A 16,990-nucleotide genomic window follows, 5' to 3' on the forward strand; every position below is an offset into this window, starting at 1 on the left:
AGTGCGTTTTAAATTTATAATATTTTTTAACGCACGTTTAATCGATTCTTATATAGTGCAAAATTAGAATTATTAATCAAACTATATTAAAAAAAATCGTTTTGCATGCGTTTGGGAAAGCCTTAAATTTAAATAATGCTTTGGGCGGGTGTGCTTTTTGAAGTGAAAACTCAAAAGATTTAATTAAAACATATTAAAAAAAATAAAGCCTTAAAATCTAAAAGGGCGGGATTAAAATAAAATTTTGAAAATTATTTTAACTCCCACCCTCTAAATTTTTGAATGCTATTTGTTATTTATAAATTATTTTTCTTCTTTAGCTTTTACTGTTACTCTGGCTGCCCACCCAAGTGCGTTTTAAATTTATAATATTTTTTAACGCACGTTTAACTTATTCTTATACATAAAATAAATTAGATTTGTTAATCAAACTATATTAAAAAATCGTTCTGCGTGCGTTTAGGAAAGCCTTAAATTAAAAAATTATTAATTAAATAAAAAGTATGAAAAAGTTCAAAATAAATAAAGTTATTAAAGAATATTGATTTTTTATAACTTTATTTATATTATAATAATATGAATATAAAAGATGATAAACAAAATTTAAATAGATGGCGTCTGATATTAGGAAGTTTTGCCGAGGATAATTTAAAACTTGACAGTGAATATACTGAAATAGATTCAGCATTAGGCTTTTTATATGACAGAGAATACAGTAAAGAAGCAGGATATGCCGACTTTGAAAATGATAAAGATAGAGGCGGAAGAGGAAAAAGCAATTTAACTATTCCATCTTGGGTTTCTAAAGTAAAAAAATTGTTCCCTAAAAAAACTGTTGAAATAATGCAGACTCAGGCATTAGAAAAATATAAACTTACAGAAATGATAACCGACGAGAATATTTTAAAAGAGATGGAACCAAATATGGAGCTTTTAAAAAATGTTCTCACTTTTAAAGATATGATGAACGGCAATGTAAAAAAACTTGCTTATGGTATAGTAAGAAAAGTTGTTGAAGATATTAAAAAGAAAATGGAAAGCGATATTAAAAAAGTATTTTACGGCAAAAAGCTTCCTAACTCTACAACACAAAATAAAATATTCAAAAACCTTGATATAAAAAAAACTATACGAAATAATCTTAAAAATTATAACATTACAGATAAAACCATTTTTGTTGATAAATTATACTTCAATCAAAATATAAAAAAATATAATCCTTGGCATATAATAATACTTATAGATGAAAGCGGTTCTATGCTTGATTCAGTTATATATTCATCGATAATGGCCTCCATATTTTCTAATCTTCCTTATTTGTCTGTAAAACTTGTAATATTTGATACATCTATTGTAGATTTATCAGATCAAGTTAAAGATCCTATAGATGTATTGTTTAAAGTGCAATTAGGAGGCGGTACTGATATATCGTTAGCTTTAGAATATGCTAAAAAAATCACAACCGTACCCGATAAAACAATAGTGCTTCTTATAAGTGATTTATACGACTATAATTATAAACATATGTACAAAAGTGCTAATGATATAATAGAATCAAGGTCAAAACTTTTTGTACTTCCAGCTTTGGACTATAATGCTAATGCAAGTTATGATAAAGAGGCAGCAAAACAGTTTGCCAAAATGGGGGCTAAAGTTGCAGCTATTACCCCTGATGAGCTATCAAAATGGATAAGTACAGTAATATCTTAAAGTATTTAAAAGAGGTTTAGGAATATATGGAAATCATTAAATATCTTTTTACTAAGCATATTGAGAAATGCAGAAATATATTAAATGAAATTAATACTGATGCAGAAGAATTAAAAAATTATGCTGATAAGGCAAATGAGTTTTTAAATACTATAGATATGGAAAATTATACTAGCTTTAATAAGTTTAATAAATATATAGAAAATCTAAACTCATCTTTTACAGCAGATATTTACATAAATAAATTAGAAACATTTTCTTATAATGAAAATTTTGTTAATGATATATATAAGCATTCAGCAAAATATTTAAAATCTTTGGATAAATTAATTTCGCTGTCAAAAGAAGATTTTGAAAGCTATAAAACAGAACTTTATAAACATAGAGGAGATGTAGAAACAGATTTGAACCTATATGATGAAGCTATTGAAGATTATAAAAAGGCATTAGAGCTTAATCCTAATTATATAGAAGCTAAAAAAGCATTGGAAGAAGCAAATAAAAAATTAAAAGAATATAATATTAATAAATCATTTGATAATTACTATAGAGAAGGCATTAATTATTATAATAGAAAACAATTTGAAGATGCATTAAAAACATTCAATAAAGCTATAGAATTAGACCCTAGTAAAGCTAAAGCATACCTTTACAGAGGAGTATCAAAATTAGTTATGGGAAGAAATGAAGAAGCTATAAAAGATTTTGATAAGGCTATAGATATAGACCCAAATTATCCAAAGTTTTATTTATACAGGGGCCATTCAAAAAATTTATTAAAAAAAGATGAAGAGGCAATTAAAGATTTTGATAAAGCTATAGAACTAGATTCTAATTATGCCAAAGCATATATGTACAGAGGCATATCAAAATTGGTATTAAATAAATATGAGGAAGCTATAAAAGATTTTGATAAAACTATAGAATTAAATCCAAATTACATAGAAGCTTATTATCATAGGGGGCTTTCAAAACTCGGATTAAACAAAAATGAAGAAGGTATTGAAGACTTTGATAAAATTGCTGAACTTAATCCAGATAATTCATTTGTTTATTTTGTAAGGGGTAATATTAAAAAAAGTTTAAATAAAGATGAAGAAGCTTTAAAAGATTTTGAGAAGTATGAAGAGCTTGAAAAACAAAAGAACTAAATATAGTTTTTATTTATTTTATAATATTTTAATAATGCTTTTTTGTTTCAAATCTATTTTATAGTTTTTGAAAAATCACAAAGACTGTTAAAGTAATTTTATAAAAATACTGAAATTTTCTTTTTATTGCTGCCGCATAGATAGGTTAGCAAATAGTATTAAATCATACTATTTGCTATATAAATTTATGAATGTAATCTCAAATATTGTATCTGCAATACAAAATGAAATATATATATTTATTATTCTACAAAGTTTATAAGTTCTCCTATGCCTTCTATAGAGCATGTTATTTTATCTCCATGCTTCATATATTTAGGCGGATTAAATGACATTCCAACACCTCCGGGAGTTCCTGTTGCTATGATATCTCCCGCTTCTAATGTCATACCTTTTGATATATCAGAAACCAAATAATTTATATTATGTATCATATATTTTGTATTTGATGACTGTCTTACTTCATCATTTAAAATACTTTTTACTTCAAGAGGGAATTTTATATCATCTTTATAAACTATACAAGGTCCCATAGCACTGTAAGAATCCAAACTTTTTCCTTTATACCACTGAGAATGACGTTTTTGTATATTTCTAGAAGATATATCATTAAAAATACTATATCCGAATATATATTCATTAACTTCTTCCGGTTTTATATCTTTTGCCGTTTTAGCAATAATTACAGCAAGCTCAGCTTCATAATCAAGGCATTCATCTAAATCAAATCTTCCTTTTATCTTATCGCCAAGCCCTATAATCTCTATAGCACGTTTAGAAAAATACACAGGTGCTTTAACTTCTTTAAAATCTTTCATATCCTTTTTTATTTCAGATAAATGATCATCATAATTAACCCCTACACATATAATATCATGAATCGGTTTTCTTATAGGTGAAAGGATCTGTACATTTTCAATAGAATAAGAACGCGTACAATTTTCTTCTGCATATTTCAATTTTTTTAATATATCATTATTCATCATTTTTATTAACTGAATCATAGGATTATCATTTGTTTTGAAATCGGATATTATTTCACTTATTGCTATTACTTTTTTTTCGTCCTTACTTAGTATGCCAATAGACTCTGTGTTATTCCATTCCACAAAAGATACAAATTTCATTTACTGCTCCGTTTATAAAAATTGCAAAACTTACATTATTACAGCTTAAAAAGTAAAGCTTTATAAAAAATTTAATGATATTTTAAGACAATTTTTAAAAGTTTTTATAATAGTGTTTATTCTATTATAATAGATTTATAATTGTTTTTCAATATGTTATAATTGTTTACATAAAATAAATAGCTTTTAAATTATATTAGATAAAATATTATAAAAACTCCCAAGCAAATTAATACTTGAGAGTTTTTATTATTAAGATAATAGCTGTATATTATTTTAGATTGTCATTAAAAAACTGTGTTATTTTTTCAAAAGGTATTTTTGACATATCATCATATAATGATACATGGTCTGCATCTTCTATTATTAATAATTCTTTATTATTACCTGATATTTCGTTATAAACATCTTCAGAATAATATCTTGAATGTGCTCTGTCGCCTGCTATTAAAAGTACTGGAGTATTGTCTAAATCCCCAATATTATCCATCAAATTAAAGTTCCAGAAAGAAAAAGGCATAGTAGCAGTCCAAGAAGTAACGAAGTTTATCGCACGAGGGTGATAAGCTCTTTTCGCATAATAGTTGTAAAATGCTGCAAATACTGGGTCGGCATTTTCTGGAAGCTCTTCGGGTACAACCATTGCAGAAGCCTGTATATTATTATTTGCATCAAAAGTGGGCTCATGATTACCTAAAGCATAATTTCCATTTTCAGCATCTTTCCAACGCTGCTCGCTTAAATACTCTCTTATTTTTCTTCTTTGTTCTTTTGTATAATAATCCATATGTCCTTTGCTCATATCTCTTGACATATCATACATTGAAGCAGTTGCTACGGCTTTAATTCTAGTATCAGTACCAGCAGCAGTTATAGCCATACCAGAAAGTCCGCATATCCCTATTGCTCCAATACGGTTTCTATCTACATAATCAAGAAGCCCTAAATAATCTACAGCAGCACTGTAATCTTCTGTAAATATGTCTGGTGAAGCATTGTTTCTAACTTCTCCGCCGCTTTCACCTGTAAAAGATGGATCAAAAGCTAATGCTACAAAACCATTGACAGCCATTTCCTGAGCATATAAACCAGATGCCTGCTCCTTAACTGCTCCGAATGGTCCAGACACTACCAATGCAGGATTTTTTTTATTGCTGTAGTCTTGAGGCAAATATAAATGTCCTGCTATTTCTATACCGTAGCGATTTTTGAATCTTACTTCTTTCATTTCAATATTTGTGTAAACTGTAAATACTCTAGTGTCCATATTATTTTCTCCTTTATTTTGATTATTTTGTGTGCTGTTATTATTACAAGAAATTATAAATGCTAGTAATAATAAAATTGATGGTATTATTTTTTTCATTATAAACTCTCCTTAATTTTTATATTTTAGTTTGCTATTTTTAGTTTATTTATTTCTTTTATAACTTTGGCTGGCATTCCGCCTACTATCACATTTGAAGGTACATCTTTATTAACTAAAGCTCCTGCTGCTATTATAGAGTTGTCTCCTATAGTTACTCCTGCAAGTATATGTGTTCCTGAACCTATCCATACATTATTTCCAATTACTACTTTTTTTGGATATGTTGTACTTCTGTATGCTGCTTCTATTCCATGATTGAGTGTTGAAATAGTGGCATTCATTCCTATAAATACATTATCACCTATAATAATTCCACCTCTATCCTGAAATGAACATCCGCAGTTGAAAAATACATTCTTTCCTATTTTTATATTTTTTCCAAAGTCAGTATAAAATGGAGGAAAGCATGTGAAACTTTTATCAATATTTTCTCCAGTAAGCTCTTCAAATAATTCTCTTACCTCATCTGTAGTATGATATTTATTATTAATTTCCATAGTTATTTTTATTGCATTTTGTGAGCATTCATATAAAAGCGGTGATAATTCTTTATCTTCACTTGATATGGGGCTGCCTTCTTTGCAGTATTTAATAAACTCTTCCATATTCATTTGTTCATTCCTTATGTTTTTTATTTATTTGCATTTTACAGAAAAATTAAATTATATCAAATAATTATGTGTTATATATTTTTATACCTAAAAAGTATAATAATAACATACGTTTTTAATACTCTTTTATATTAAAATGAATTTGCTTTTTTTATTTTTATGTACCATACTATAAGTAGGCGGTATTATATACTGAAAATACAAATGGAAAGGATTTGCGATAATGATAGAAAATTTCATACCTAATAAAAAAGTATTCGTATTTGATACTAATGTGATACTTCATGATTTTAAGTCAATATTTTCTTTTGAAGAGACAAATATAGTTATACCTATTACAGTTTTAGAAGAGGTTGATAAGTTCAAAAAAGGAAGTGATACAATCAATTTTAATGCCAGAGAGTTTATAAGAGAGCTTGATGTTATAGTAGAGAAAAATGAAGAGCTTCAGGGAACCAAAGATATTTTTAAAAAAGGTGCTTTGCTTGATAATAAAAGTAAAGTATTTATAGATGTTAATAATGAAGAGAGAGATGATTTTAAAAAAATATTTTCAAACAGCATTCCAGATCATAAAATATTATCATGTGCTTATAATATAAAATGCGAAAATCAGAGGGTCATTCTTATAACTAAAGATATTAATATGAGAATGAAGGCCAGAAGTTTAGGTATTGACACACAAGACTATAATACTGACAAGATAGAAAAATTATCATCATTATTTACAGGTATAGAAAGTATATCAGGAGATAATGCACGCATTTATATAAAAGAGCTTAATGAGAATAAAGGGATAGAAGTAAAAGGAGAACATTCTATTTATCCTAACACATATTTCTGCTACAGAGTAAAAGAAGATGATGAGGCAGTAATAGGTAAATATAAAGATGATACAAAAACAATAGTTCATGTTGATACCAATATAGATGCATACGGAATAAAGCCTAGAAATGAAGAGCAGGCTATGGCTTTGGACGTTTTACTTGATAATGATATACCTTTAGTTACGATAATGGGTAAAGCAGGTACTGGTAAAACACTTCTAGCACTTGCAGCTGCTTTAGCAAAGAGAAGAGAGTACAGACAGATACTTTTAGCACGTCCTGTAGTAGCACTTTCTAATAAGGATTTGGGTTTTCTCCCTGGCGATATTAACAGCAAATTAGACCCTTATATGCAGCCTTTATTTGATAATCTTTCTGTTATACAGCATGTACATTCTGATGACAGTGATGAAAGCAAAAACATTAAAAAAATGCTTGAAAATGAAAAGATAGTTATTTCTCCTTTGGCATATATAAGAGGAAGAAGTTTGAACAAAATATATTTTATAGTAGATGAAGCTCAGAACCTAACGCCTCATGAAATAAAAACTATTATAACCAGAGCAGGGGAGGGTACAAAAATAGTATTTACTGGAGACATTCATCAGATAGACACTCCGTATTTGGACGAAAGAAACAATGGGCTTACTTATTTAATAGACCGCACAAAAGCAGAAGTTTTAAGCGGTACTGTGACACTTGAAAAAGGAGAGCGTTCAAAACTTGCAGAACTTGCTGCTAATGTATTATAAAATTATTTAAATATTATATATTAAAGCATAGAGTGGTTTGTAGAAATACCGCCATCTATGCTTTTTTGTTTTTAACTAAAATTATATTAACTTTTTTACTTAATAAAAAAGTATACCTACAAAGTGATACTTAAATTTATAATAAACTCACCGCACGTAGAATGAAATTTTATAATATAGTAAAATTTGTATTACAAACAAAATCTATATTTTTAATTTCGTTATACGTGCGTTGTATAATGTCCTAAATTTAAAAAACGCTTGGGTGGGCAGCCAGAATAACATTGAAAGCTAAAGAAATAAAAACCGTTTTTAAAATAGAAAATAATGCCTTTAAATTTAAAGGGTGGGGGTGAGAATAAATTTTAAAACTTTGCTATAATCCCCGCCCTCTTAGATTTAAAAGCTTTATTTTTTTATATTGGTTTGATTAAATTTTGTAGGTCTTCACTTTAAAAATTGCACCCACCCAAAGTGTTATTTAAATTTAAGACTTTCATAAACGCACGTAACATGAAATATTTATATATAATATGAATTAGAATTAATAATCAGTTTATATATAAGAATCGATTTAACGTGCGTTGTAGAATATTATGAATTTAAAAAGTATTTGGGTGGGTGCTAATAAATTTAACTTTTAAATCTAAATAAAGTTAATATAAAAATAAGATTAATAAATCTTGGAGGGTGGGAGTTAAAATAAAATTTAAAACTTGATAAATATAGGCTAAATTATATAATTGTAATTCAATTAAAAATTATTGGAAATATCATGTTAGAGAATATTCGCTGGAAACAGAGATTTTATAATTTTGAAAAAGCATTTAATTTATTAAAAAGTGTATTTGAAGAAAAAGAAATAAATGAGTTATCATTGCTAGAACAGGAAGGTGTTGTTCAAAGATTTGAATATACTTATGAATTAGCTTGGAAAACTTTGAAAGATTATTTAGAATATAATGGAAGTTTAAACAATATAGACATTTCCCCAAGGAATATTTTTAAAGAAGCATATTCAGCGAAGATTATCAAAAGTCAAGATGAATTTATTGATATGATGTTAAGCCGTAATTTACTTTCACATACTTATGATTTTATTAAATTCAAAGAAATTATTATCAAGATAGAAAATAATTATTTAAAAATACTTAATGAATTATATAGTTTCTTTTTGGAAAGAATAAATTATTAAAGGATAAATATTAATGCTTGATGAAAAGATAAAAGAAAGTATAAAAAATATATGCAGTTCTTATGAAAATATAGAAAAAGTTATACTGTTTGGTTCTAGGGCAATTGATAAAGAAAAATATAATTCTGATATAGATTTGGCTGTAATGGGAAAGTTTGATTTACTATTTTGTGAAAGACTAAAAGAAGAATTATCAGAGCTTCCTACTCTTTTAAAATTCGATGTTATTTCTTATAATGATATAGAAAATCAAGAATTAATAAATGATATAAAAAATCATGGAAAAATTATTTATAAAAAATAGTATTAATTATATTTGATAAATAATATATTATTATAGCATAAAAATATTTCATCATTAATATATTCTATAATCAAGTTTATTTTGTGTATACCTAAACAACTATATTTTGTCAAAATAATTTTTTTAATTTAAAATATTTGTGGGGCTTTGCCCCCGCTCTGCGTACTTTGTAATACCCCAGTTCTTTTATGACGTCTGTCCGCCCATGGCGTGGTATAAAAGAACCAAAACAACTGTATTTTTAATCCAAATTTAGGATATATCCTATATTTAATAAGTATTTTTCAAATATAAAGTTATAGCAATTGCGTTTTTTGCTACTTTTTTGTGCGACAAAAAAGTAGATAATTCTATATAAAGTGCATCAATTGACAAACTTAAAAATTTTTGGTATATATTAAAAAGTATTAATTATATTTTTCAAGAAGCTCAACTATATCCTTATAATCTTCTGATTTTGCTAAATCAAGTGCAGTCCTGCCATATTCATCAGTTATAGAAGTATCAGCATTATTTTCTAAAAGTACTTTTGCAGCTTCAAATTGATTAAAACTAGCGGCCATCATCAAAGCAGTCATTCCATAATCAGTGGTATAATTAATATCAGCACCATTTTCTAATAACATATTTATTATATTAGTATTCCCTCTATAAGCAGCATTCATTAAAGGAGTAGGCGATATATCAATATGTTCATTTTCTATTTCGCATACTGTATTGGCATCAGCACCTTTCTCAAGTAAAAATTTTACCATCTCTTCATTATTATAAGTTGAGGCATAAACTAAAGCATTAATGCCGTCATCATCTTTTGCTTCAATGTCAGCACCTTTTTCAATTAAAAGCTCTGCTATAGCAATATTATGCCGACCTGCACTTGCCATAAGTGGAGTAAATCCTGACTCAGTAGCTAAATTTACATCGGCTCCTAAATCTATAAGTTTACGAACAAGTTCTTCATCATAATATACAGCTTCTATTAATGGAGTAGAATATCCTAAAGCTAAATTAACATCTGCATTATTTTCTAATAAATAATTTATGATATCAGTTTGCTTATATTCTATAGCTTGTATTAAAGGGGTTGACTTAGAATATTCATCTATCTCTAAGTTATAATTAACATCTAAACTTTTTGATTCAATTAATTTTTTGATTGTTTGAAAATCTCCTGATTCTATAAAAGATATAATTTCTTTATCTGTGTATGAATAATATGTTGTTTCTTTTGTTTTATTTGCTTCATTATCCATATTATCTGTTTTTGATTGTTCTGTTTGATTTGTATTATTATTTGTAGTATCATCTAAATTTATAGTTACTTTATCTGCATTATTATTTGGTTCTTTGGTATTGCATGAAAATATAATAATAGAAAGAAAAAGAATTAATAAATATTTCATAAACAATATGCCCTATAATCAAATTCTGATTATAATATCATAGAAATATTTTTTTTCAAGTTTTAATATTAAATCCCTATAGGGTATATTTTTTACTTTCAAAATCAACTAATTAAATTATTTTTATTTATATGCCTCGTTGCTTTAATATGTAATTTTATATATTATATTTATCTATATTTTATATAAAAATTAATATTACATAATAATAAGGTAAAATAATTATAATAAATTTTACAAACTAGTTTTTTATGTTTTAAATTATTTAATAGTTGACTTTTTATGTATATTTTTGTATTATAATACATATAAATACGTTTATAGAAGGAGAGTTTATGAAAATTACTAAAATATTAATAATTATAATATTTTCATTGGCTTTATTTAATTCATTTGCTTTCAGTCAATATAGTAATAATGAAAAAGAGCTGATAGAGGCTTGTAAAAATGGAGATTTAGAAACCGCCAAAAAACTAATAAGAACAGGCACTGATGTTAATACTAAAGATAATGAAAAAGTAAGTGCATTAATGTATGCAGTGAAAAGCGGAAATTTAGATTTGGTAAAAGAATTAGTAAGATTTGGTGCTGATATAGGATATTATTATGCTTCTTATGATGACAGAGGTAAAAATATTAATATTGATATTGCCTTCTTTTCTATTGAAAATGGTAATAATGATATTATTGAATATTTATTAAGTAAGGGAGCTAATCCTAATGATTTTTTATTTTTTGCTATATACAAAAATGATATAAATAGAGTAAAAGAATTTATAAAAAAAGGAGCCGATGCTGATTATTATCTTCCTTATGCATCTGAAAGAGGTAATGTTCTTATAATGCAGGAACTTATAAAAGCAGGTGCTGATGATTTTAATAATTCTTTGAGAAGAGCTATATTTGAATATATTTATCAGGAAATTGATAACAGTGAAGCTATAATCGAATTAATAAAAAGCGGTGCTGATATTAATATGACATTAAGCATAGATGTATCAGAAACAGACAACTATTCACTATATGTTCAAGTACCAATATTTTTTTACGCCATACAAACAAAAAATTACAATATTGTTAAGGCTTTTTTAGATAAAGGGGTAAAACTTGAAGGTACAAATTCGGATAATCAAACTGTAATAATGGCTGCGATAATAAGCAATAATGCTGATATAGTAAGAGATATATTGAAAAAAGATAAAAGGTTACTAGAAGCAGAAATTGAAGATGAGACACTATTAACTTGGGCTATAAAGAATAATAAAGGTTTTAGTTATAATTATAATTATAGTGTAGATGTAAAAGTTATCGATGCTCTTTTAGAGGCAGGTGCTGATTATAATGCAAAAAATTCTGATGGTAAAAATGCTTTAATGGCGGCAGCTTCTATGGGCAGAGAAGATATTATTGAATTGCTAGAAAAATACGGGGCTTAAAATTAATAAAAAATTATAAAATATATTTTAGGAGATTAAATATGTTATGCAAAAAATGTTTAAAAGAAATTAAAGATGATTCTATATTTTGCAGTTATTGCGGAGTAAAATTGGAAGATATAGAAAATATGTCAGATGTAAAAAGTTCTATTAATGAAGAAGCTAATAGTAATAAAGAGTCTACTATTAACGAACAGGCTAATAGTAATGAAAAGTCTAATATTAACGAACAAGCTAATATTAATGAAGAGTCTAATATTAATGCACAAGCTAATAGTAATAATAGTTTTTATATTCCAATATCTGGTATAAAATCAAAATTTGATCATGGCTATGAACATATGTTGTTTTCGGCATTTATATTACCTATTGTTATAATGTTATTAATGATGACAATGAATGTTAATTTTCCATTTATAGCTATTGTTGTTCCGTTTATTTTTGTTATTTTAGCTATGAAAATGAATCCAAGAGGAGTTTATATAGATGTTAGAGAAGGACGTTTAGTAAAAAATCATAATGCTAAATTTGGTTTTTTAAAAGATGTTTTATATTTAAAAGAAGTATTTTTTATAGAAGTAAAGAGTTTTCAAATAGATGCTATACCATTTCCCAAAGGTAATTTTTTTAATGCATTATTAGGAAGCGGTACTTTTTACAAATTCTCATTTTTTAATAAAGATGGATATAAAATATTGTCTTTATGCGTTTCAAATATAAATGAGAAAAATAAATTATTAGATGCTCTTTCAAAAACTTTGGTTTCATTAAATAAAGCTGATGTTAAAGTAGATATTATTGATTCTGTAAGCAGAGATTTTGATGAATTAGCCAAATAATTTATATAACTTTATATGATAGTATAATGCGATTAACTTGTAATTATTGCATTATACTAAAATGCTTTTCATTGTTAATGATTTTTAATAATAAAAAACATAATTTTATAAAAATACATTTATAAAAAATAATGATAATTTTTTGATTATTGGATTCAGTAAAAAAAAGAAAATAGTGATATAATTTACATCTATTATGAAATGTTCTATTATTGCTCTTTTTGAGTTTTAATACCACTGTTTTTGTTTACCTTATTATTTGAGTTAATATAGTTTCTAATTATTGCATTATGCTATTTTTATAGTAAAATAGTTTCATTATTAAGGACTATTGATAATGAAAAAAACAGATAATAAAAACAAAGACTATGTAGAGATACCTGATGAAGATTTGGAGATACTAGGAAAAGATGGTATATACAGAAAATACAGCACATATAAAAAAAATAATAGAAAAAGCAGATTAATACATTGGATTCCTTTTTTACTTGCTGTTATTTATACTATATCTCCTATAGATTTAGTTCCAGACAGGATACCTATAGGAAAATTAGATGATATAATACTGCTTGCTATAACGCTTTATTATGGATTAAAAAAAGCTGATTTTTCAGACAATCCTATTATCAATGTAATAATAAGAAATATCATACTCTCTACAACTATTACAGTATTTGTTATGATGATTATCATATACTGTTTGGCAGTTTTTCTATAATCAAATTATTATAAACGGAGAATTTTTTATGAAAAGAATATCATCTTATAATATAACTAAATTAGAAGATAATGAAGTTTTTGTTTTTGGAAGCAATACTCAGGGGGCACATGGTGGCGGTGCGGCAAGGTTTGCCATAAATTTTGGGGCAGTGTACGGTCAGGCATTTGGACTTCAGGGTAAAACATTTGCTATACCTACAGTTGATTATACTAAAAGCGGTAAAATGAAAGTATCAGAAATAAAAAAATATGTTGATAAGTTTTTGGATTTTACTTTAAATCATAAAGACAAAAAATTTCTTGTAACGGAAATAGGATGCGGTATAGCAGGATTCAAAGTAGAAGAGATGGCTGAGCTTTTCAGAGCAGCTTTAGAGTACGATAATGTTTATCTTCCTAAAAGGTTTTATGATTATTTAACATCTAATAAATAACAAATTACTCTGTTTATAAAGCATATAACAACGCACGTTAAATAGATTCTTATATATAAACTGATTATGAATTCTAATTCGTATTATAATATAAATGTTTCATGTTCCGTGCGTTGAGTAAAATGCATAATTTAAATCACTCTTTGGGCGGGTGCACTTTTTAAAGTGAAGGCTCAAGATATTTAATTAAAGCCAATATAAAAAATAAAGATTTAAAATCTAAAAGGGCGGGAATTAAAATAAAGTTTTAAAAATTATTTTAACTCCCACCCTTTAAATTTTTTAACTTATACTGTTATTTGTAACTTCTTTTATTTCTTTAGCTTTAACTGTTACTCTGGCTGCCCGCCCAAGTGCTTTTTTAATTTATAATATTTACTAACGCACGTTAAACTTAATTCTTATATATAATGAAATTATAATTATCAATTAATCTATATTTAAAAAATCCGCTCTGCGTGCGTTTAGAAAAGTGTTAAATAGAGTTTAAAAATTAGTAATATTTAACTTTAAATCCTAAATACTGTTATAATAAAATATAAAAAATGAATAATCTTAATTATGAAGCAAAATAAAAAAATATTTCTATTATCATACATAATATTTATATTATCTATAGTTATTTTTATAATTATTTTTTCTTTGCTTGGAAACATTGAAAGGGAAGGATATTTATCAAATTTTAATCATATACTTGAAAATAAATATTATTTTACGTTAAAATTTGAAAGTAAGTTTTTTAAAAATAATCAAATATATAGAGTATACCCAAATACAAATGAAATGCCTGATAATGTTACTAATATTAGATGGAGCGGAAGTTATTATGGGAATTTAGTCCTTGATAATGATAATATTCAATTAAAAGAAAATGATAAAATAGAAAATATTAAATATAAAGTAAGAATAAAAAAAGATGTATTTTTATTTTTGATATTTATTATAATACTTTTTCCAATACTCTATTTTTATATAATACCTAATATTTATCATTATCATAAAGTATATATCTTATTTTTTATATTAAATTCATTTTTGTATTTAATAACTTCAAATTTCATAATGCCTTTATTTTCTATGATGAGGCTTGATTTTAATATATACGATTTTTTGTATACGTACTTATTTGTAATGCTTGCTTATAATTTACTATCATATTATCCTTTTAATTTAAGCCGTATAAAAAATATTAGAGTGATACTTACTTCTCTATTTTGTGTTATATCAATATTTTCATTTTTTGTAATAGAGGCTATAAGTTTAACAGTGCTAAATATGGTAATAGTTTTTTCAGACATTGCTAACCTTTATGCTTCGCTTATTACTGTACTTCCAATATATTTAAAGATTATTACTGTTGCTGTAAGTATAATATATTTTTCTTCAATATTAATGTTTATATTATTATTTATTTTTAATTTATATAAGATGTTTATAAAAAATAAAGCCTCATCATTAATTATGGTGGCTTCTATAATATTTATTTCATTTTATTTATTTTTTATACAAAGAAATATAGATATATGGAGCATAGACTTTGTAAGAAATGCAAATAGAAAAGGAATAATAAATACAATCAATTACAGAATTAATTATGACAGATTAAATAATATAAAACCAAGTAAAGAACTTGTAGCAGATTCTATTAATTTACTTAAAGAATATGAATTAAAAAGAGATGTATCAAAACTTTATTTGAAATCAACAAAAAATATCTTTGATAATATAAAAAAACTAGAAGATGATATGCACTCTATATTGATAAATGCTTCTAATGATAGTTTTGTTTACAGCGATGAAAGAATCGATTATGATTATATTGAAAAATTAAAAAATAATTATACCGATGTATATAGTAATATAGGCACTTCGATTATAAATGATTTAGAGAAAATAGAAAACTTAAAACAGAGTTTTAAAAGAGATGTTTATTTAATATTTTTAGAATCATTTTACGACTACTCACATTTTAAAACATTATTTGAAAAAGATCCGTTTACAAAAGAGTATAGGAACTGGGCGAATAATTCAAGAAAAATAGCACCTAATGTTAATAACGGAAGTTTTTATGCGAGGCTTGCTGGACTTACAGCTTCATCTCCTCTTTATCCGAAAACGCAGTCAGAAAAAATAGAAAATACTCTTCCAGATTTACTTTCAAAAAATGGGTATAATACTATAGCTTTAGAAGAGGCTTTAAATACTTATAACTTAAAAACTTTTTATCCGTCTATAGGGTTTTCTTCTCAAGTATTCGTACTAGGTACTACTAATATTAATACATATTTAGTTACAAATATACAAAATTTAAAAAGTCCTGTATTTGCTGCTGGTTTCACTATATTGGGGCATACTGATTCTCATTTGGACAATAATTTAAATATAGCAGAAAATAACAAAGAGTTTCTTAACTATTTTGAAGGTAATGATAAACTACATATAATGGAAACACTTGATAATTCAGCTATGACAGCCATTGAAATAATAAAGATAAGAGATACTATTCTTAAAACTTCACCGAATGCTATTATAATATTTAAACATGATCATCTCTACCCTTATCTAAAAGCTATAATACAGCGTTCAAGTATAGAAGAAAAAATAAAAACCAACTTTTTAAATGATTACAAACCTTCACCAATACTAATATGGGACGGTACTAATGGAGCATATAAAGCACCAGATAATTTTGTACCAGAAAATATAGCTATGTTTATAGCAGTAAACTTAAATATAGACTATACCAACAGTATAATATCGCTCTTATATAAAGAAGAAATCGAAAATACAATAAGCACTTATAACCGATTTTATTATACCACTAATAATATGCCTATAGACAACAATGAAGTATCCAACCTAACAATATTTAAATACGAAAATGCTCAGAGAATATTATCTCAAGATATTTTTCAGGGCAAGAAATATTATTATAATTTAATAAATATCTCTAATAAATAATTTGACTATATGCATATTTATGTTATAATATATGCTGTATAGGATTTTTATTTATGAAGCAACAAGCAACAAGCAACAAGCAACAAGCAACAAGCAACAAGCAACAAGCAACAAGCAACAAGCAACAAGCAACAAGCAACAAGCAACAAGC

Annotated in this window: 14 protein-coding genes; 10 read left to right on the forward strand and 4 right to left on the reverse strand. The window is 25.9% G+C overall.

The annotated features are described in order from the left end of the window. The first annotated feature begins 576 nt into the window (after nucleotides 1–576). Both F811_RS0102520 and F811_RS0102525 read left to right on the forward strand, forming a co-directional pair. Nucleotides 577–1,710: a VWA domain-containing protein gene (locus tag F811_RS0102520; RefSeq protein ID WP_020003716.1), complete on the forward strand. Its 1,134-nt coding sequence runs from the start codon at nucleotides 577–579 to the stop codon at nucleotides 1,708–1,710. Nucleotides 1,711–1,736: 26 nt separating this feature from the next. Further along, the gene (locus F811_RS0102525; RefSeq protein WP_020003717.1) at nucleotides 1,737–2,861 is read left to right on the forward strand and encodes a tetratricopeptide repeat protein; all 1,125 of its coding nucleotides are present in this window, start codon (nucleotides 1,737–1,739) and stop codon (nucleotides 2,859–2,861) included. 242 nt (nucleotides 2,862–3,103) lie between these two features. On the opposite strand, the gene F811_RS0102530 is transcribed toward F811_RS0102525, so the two are convergent. From F811_RS0102530 to F811_RS0102540, 3 genes are all read right to left on the reverse strand, one after another. After that, on the reverse strand, nucleotides 3,104–3,988 hold the full coding sequence (locus tag F811_RS0102530) for a fumarylacetoacetate hydrolase family protein (RefSeq protein ID WP_020003718.1): 885 nt from the start codon (nucleotides 3,986–3,988) through the stop codon (nucleotides 3,104–3,106). 271 nt (nucleotides 3,989–4,259) lie between these two features. Continuing rightward, complete coding sequence (locus F811_RS0102535) at nucleotides 4,260–5,354, reverse strand: alpha/beta hydrolase (RefSeq protein ID WP_020003719.1); 1,095 nt, start codon at nucleotides 5,352–5,354, stop codon at nucleotides 4,260–4,262. Between the two features lie 26 nt (nucleotides 5,355–5,380). Beyond that, on the reverse strand, nucleotides 5,381–5,968 hold the full coding sequence (locus F811_RS0102540; protein WP_020003720.1) for a DapH/DapD/GlmU-related protein: 588 nt from the start codon (nucleotides 5,966–5,968) through the stop codon (nucleotides 5,381–5,383). Nucleotides 5,969–6,191: 223 nt separating this feature from the next. Here F811_RS0102540 and F811_RS0102545 point away from each other — a divergent pair, with 223 nt between their 5' ends. From F811_RS0102545 to F811_RS0102555, 3 genes are all read left to right on the forward strand, one after another. Continuing rightward, nucleotides 6,192–7,547: a PhoH family protein gene (locus F811_RS0102545; protein WP_020003721.1), complete on the forward strand. Its 1,356-nt coding sequence runs from the start codon at nucleotides 6,192–6,194 to the stop codon at nucleotides 7,545–7,547. Between the two features lie 775 nt (nucleotides 7,548–8,322). After that, on the forward strand, nucleotides 8,323–8,742 hold the full coding sequence (locus tag F811_RS0102550) for an HI0074 family nucleotidyltransferase substrate-binding subunit (protein WP_020003722.1): 420 nt from the start codon (nucleotides 8,323–8,325) through the stop codon (nucleotides 8,740–8,742). A 13-nt stretch (nucleotides 8,743–8,755) separates the two neighbouring features. Next, the gene (locus tag F811_RS0102555) at nucleotides 8,756–9,046 is read left to right on the forward strand and encodes a nucleotidyltransferase domain-containing protein (RefSeq protein ID WP_020003723.1); all 291 of its coding nucleotides are present in this window, start codon (nucleotides 8,756–8,758) and stop codon (nucleotides 9,044–9,046) included. Nucleotides 9,047–9,453: 407 nt separating this feature from the next. Here F811_RS0102555 and F811_RS0102560 read toward each other — a convergent pair whose 3' ends face one another. Continuing rightward, on the reverse strand, nucleotides 9,454–10,449 hold the full coding sequence (locus tag F811_RS0102560; RefSeq protein WP_020003724.1) for an ankyrin repeat domain-containing protein: 996 nt from the start codon (nucleotides 10,447–10,449) through the stop codon (nucleotides 9,454–9,456). Nucleotides 10,450–10,784: 335 nt separating this feature from the next. Between F811_RS0102560 and F811_RS0102565 the strand changes: the two genes are divergently transcribed. The 5 genes from F811_RS0102565 to F811_RS0102585 all read left to right on the forward strand — a co-directional run bounded on the left by F811_RS0102565 (nucleotide 10,785) and on the right by F811_RS0102585 (nucleotide 16,839). Then, complete coding sequence (locus F811_RS0102565; RefSeq protein ID WP_020003725.1) at nucleotides 10,785–11,885, forward strand: ankyrin repeat domain-containing protein; 1,101 nt, start codon at nucleotides 10,785–10,787, stop codon at nucleotides 11,883–11,885. A 41-nt stretch (nucleotides 11,886–11,926) separates the two neighbouring features. Beyond that, a complete protein-coding gene (locus tag F811_RS0102570; protein ID WP_020003726.1) occupies nucleotides 11,927–12,724 on the forward strand; it encodes a zinc ribbon domain-containing protein in 798 nt (265 codons plus the stop codon). A gap of 337 nt (nucleotides 12,725–13,061) precedes the next feature. Beyond that, a complete protein-coding gene (locus F811_RS0102575; RefSeq protein WP_020003727.1) occupies nucleotides 13,062–13,442 on the forward strand; it encodes a DUF1232 domain-containing protein in 381 nt (126 codons plus the stop codon). Nucleotides 13,443–13,470: 28 nt separating this feature from the next. Next, the gene (locus F811_RS0102580) at nucleotides 13,471–13,878 is read left to right on the forward strand and encodes an A1S_2505 family phage non-structural protein (RefSeq protein WP_020003728.1); all 408 of its coding nucleotides are present in this window, start codon (nucleotides 13,471–13,473) and stop codon (nucleotides 13,876–13,878) included. A gap of 561 nt (nucleotides 13,879–14,439) precedes the next feature. Then, complete coding sequence (locus F811_RS0102585) at nucleotides 14,440–16,839, forward strand: hypothetical protein (protein WP_020003729.1); 2,400 nt, start codon at nucleotides 14,440–14,442, stop codon at nucleotides 16,837–16,839. Nucleotides 16,840–16,990: the final 151 nt, after the last annotated feature.

This window comes from Brachyspira innocens ATCC 29796, from assembly GCF_000384655.1.
Lineage (GTDB): Bacteria > Spirochaetota > Brachyspiria > Brachyspirales > Brachyspiraceae > Brachyspira > Brachyspira innocens.

Coding starts and splice junctions, on each gene's coding strand:
- F811_RS0102520 (WP_020003716.1), top strand. CDS start 577: ATGAATATAAAAGATGATAAACAAAATTTAAATAGATGGCGTCTGATA.
- F811_RS0102525 (WP_020003717.1), top strand. CDS start 1,737: ATGGAAATCATTAAATATCTTTTTACTAAGCATATTGAGAAATGCAGA.
- F811_RS0102530 (WP_020003718.1), bottom strand. CDS start 3,988: ATGAAATTTGTATCTTTTGTGGAATGGAATAACACAGAGTCTATTGGC.
- F811_RS0102535 (WP_020003719.1), bottom strand. CDS start 5,354: ATGAAAAAAATAATACCATCAATTTTATTATTACTAGCATTTATAATT.
- F811_RS0102540 (WP_020003720.1), bottom strand. CDS start 5,968: ATGAATATGGAAGAGTTTATTAAATACTGCAAAGAAGGCAGCCCCATA.
- F811_RS0102545 (WP_020003721.1), top strand. CDS start 6,192: ATGATAGAAAATTTCATACCTAATAAAAAAGTATTCGTATTTGATACT.
- F811_RS0102550 (WP_020003722.1), top strand. CDS start 8,323: ATGTTAGAGAATATTCGCTGGAAACAGAGATTTTATAATTTTGAAAAA.
- F811_RS0102555 (WP_020003723.1), top strand. CDS start 8,756: ATGCTTGATGAAAAGATAAAAGAAAGTATAAAAAATATATGCAGTTCT.
- F811_RS0102560 (WP_020003724.1), bottom strand. CDS start 10,449: ATGAAATATTTATTAATTCTTTTTCTTTCTATTATTATATTTTCATGC.
- F811_RS0102565 (WP_020003725.1), top strand. CDS start 10,785: ATGAAAATTACTAAAATATTAATAATTATAATATTTTCATTGGCTTTA.
- F811_RS0102570 (WP_020003726.1), top strand. CDS start 11,927: ATGTTATGCAAAAAATGTTTAAAAGAAATTAAAGATGATTCTATATTT.
- F811_RS0102575 (WP_020003727.1), top strand. CDS start 13,062: ATGAAAAAAACAGATAATAAAAACAAAGACTATGTAGAGATACCTGAT.
- F811_RS0102580 (WP_020003728.1), top strand. CDS start 13,471: ATGAAAAGAATATCATCTTATAATATAACTAAATTAGAAGATAATGAA.
- F811_RS0102585 (WP_020003729.1), top strand. CDS start 14,440: ATGAAGCAAAATAAAAAAATATTTCTATTATCATACATAATATTTATA.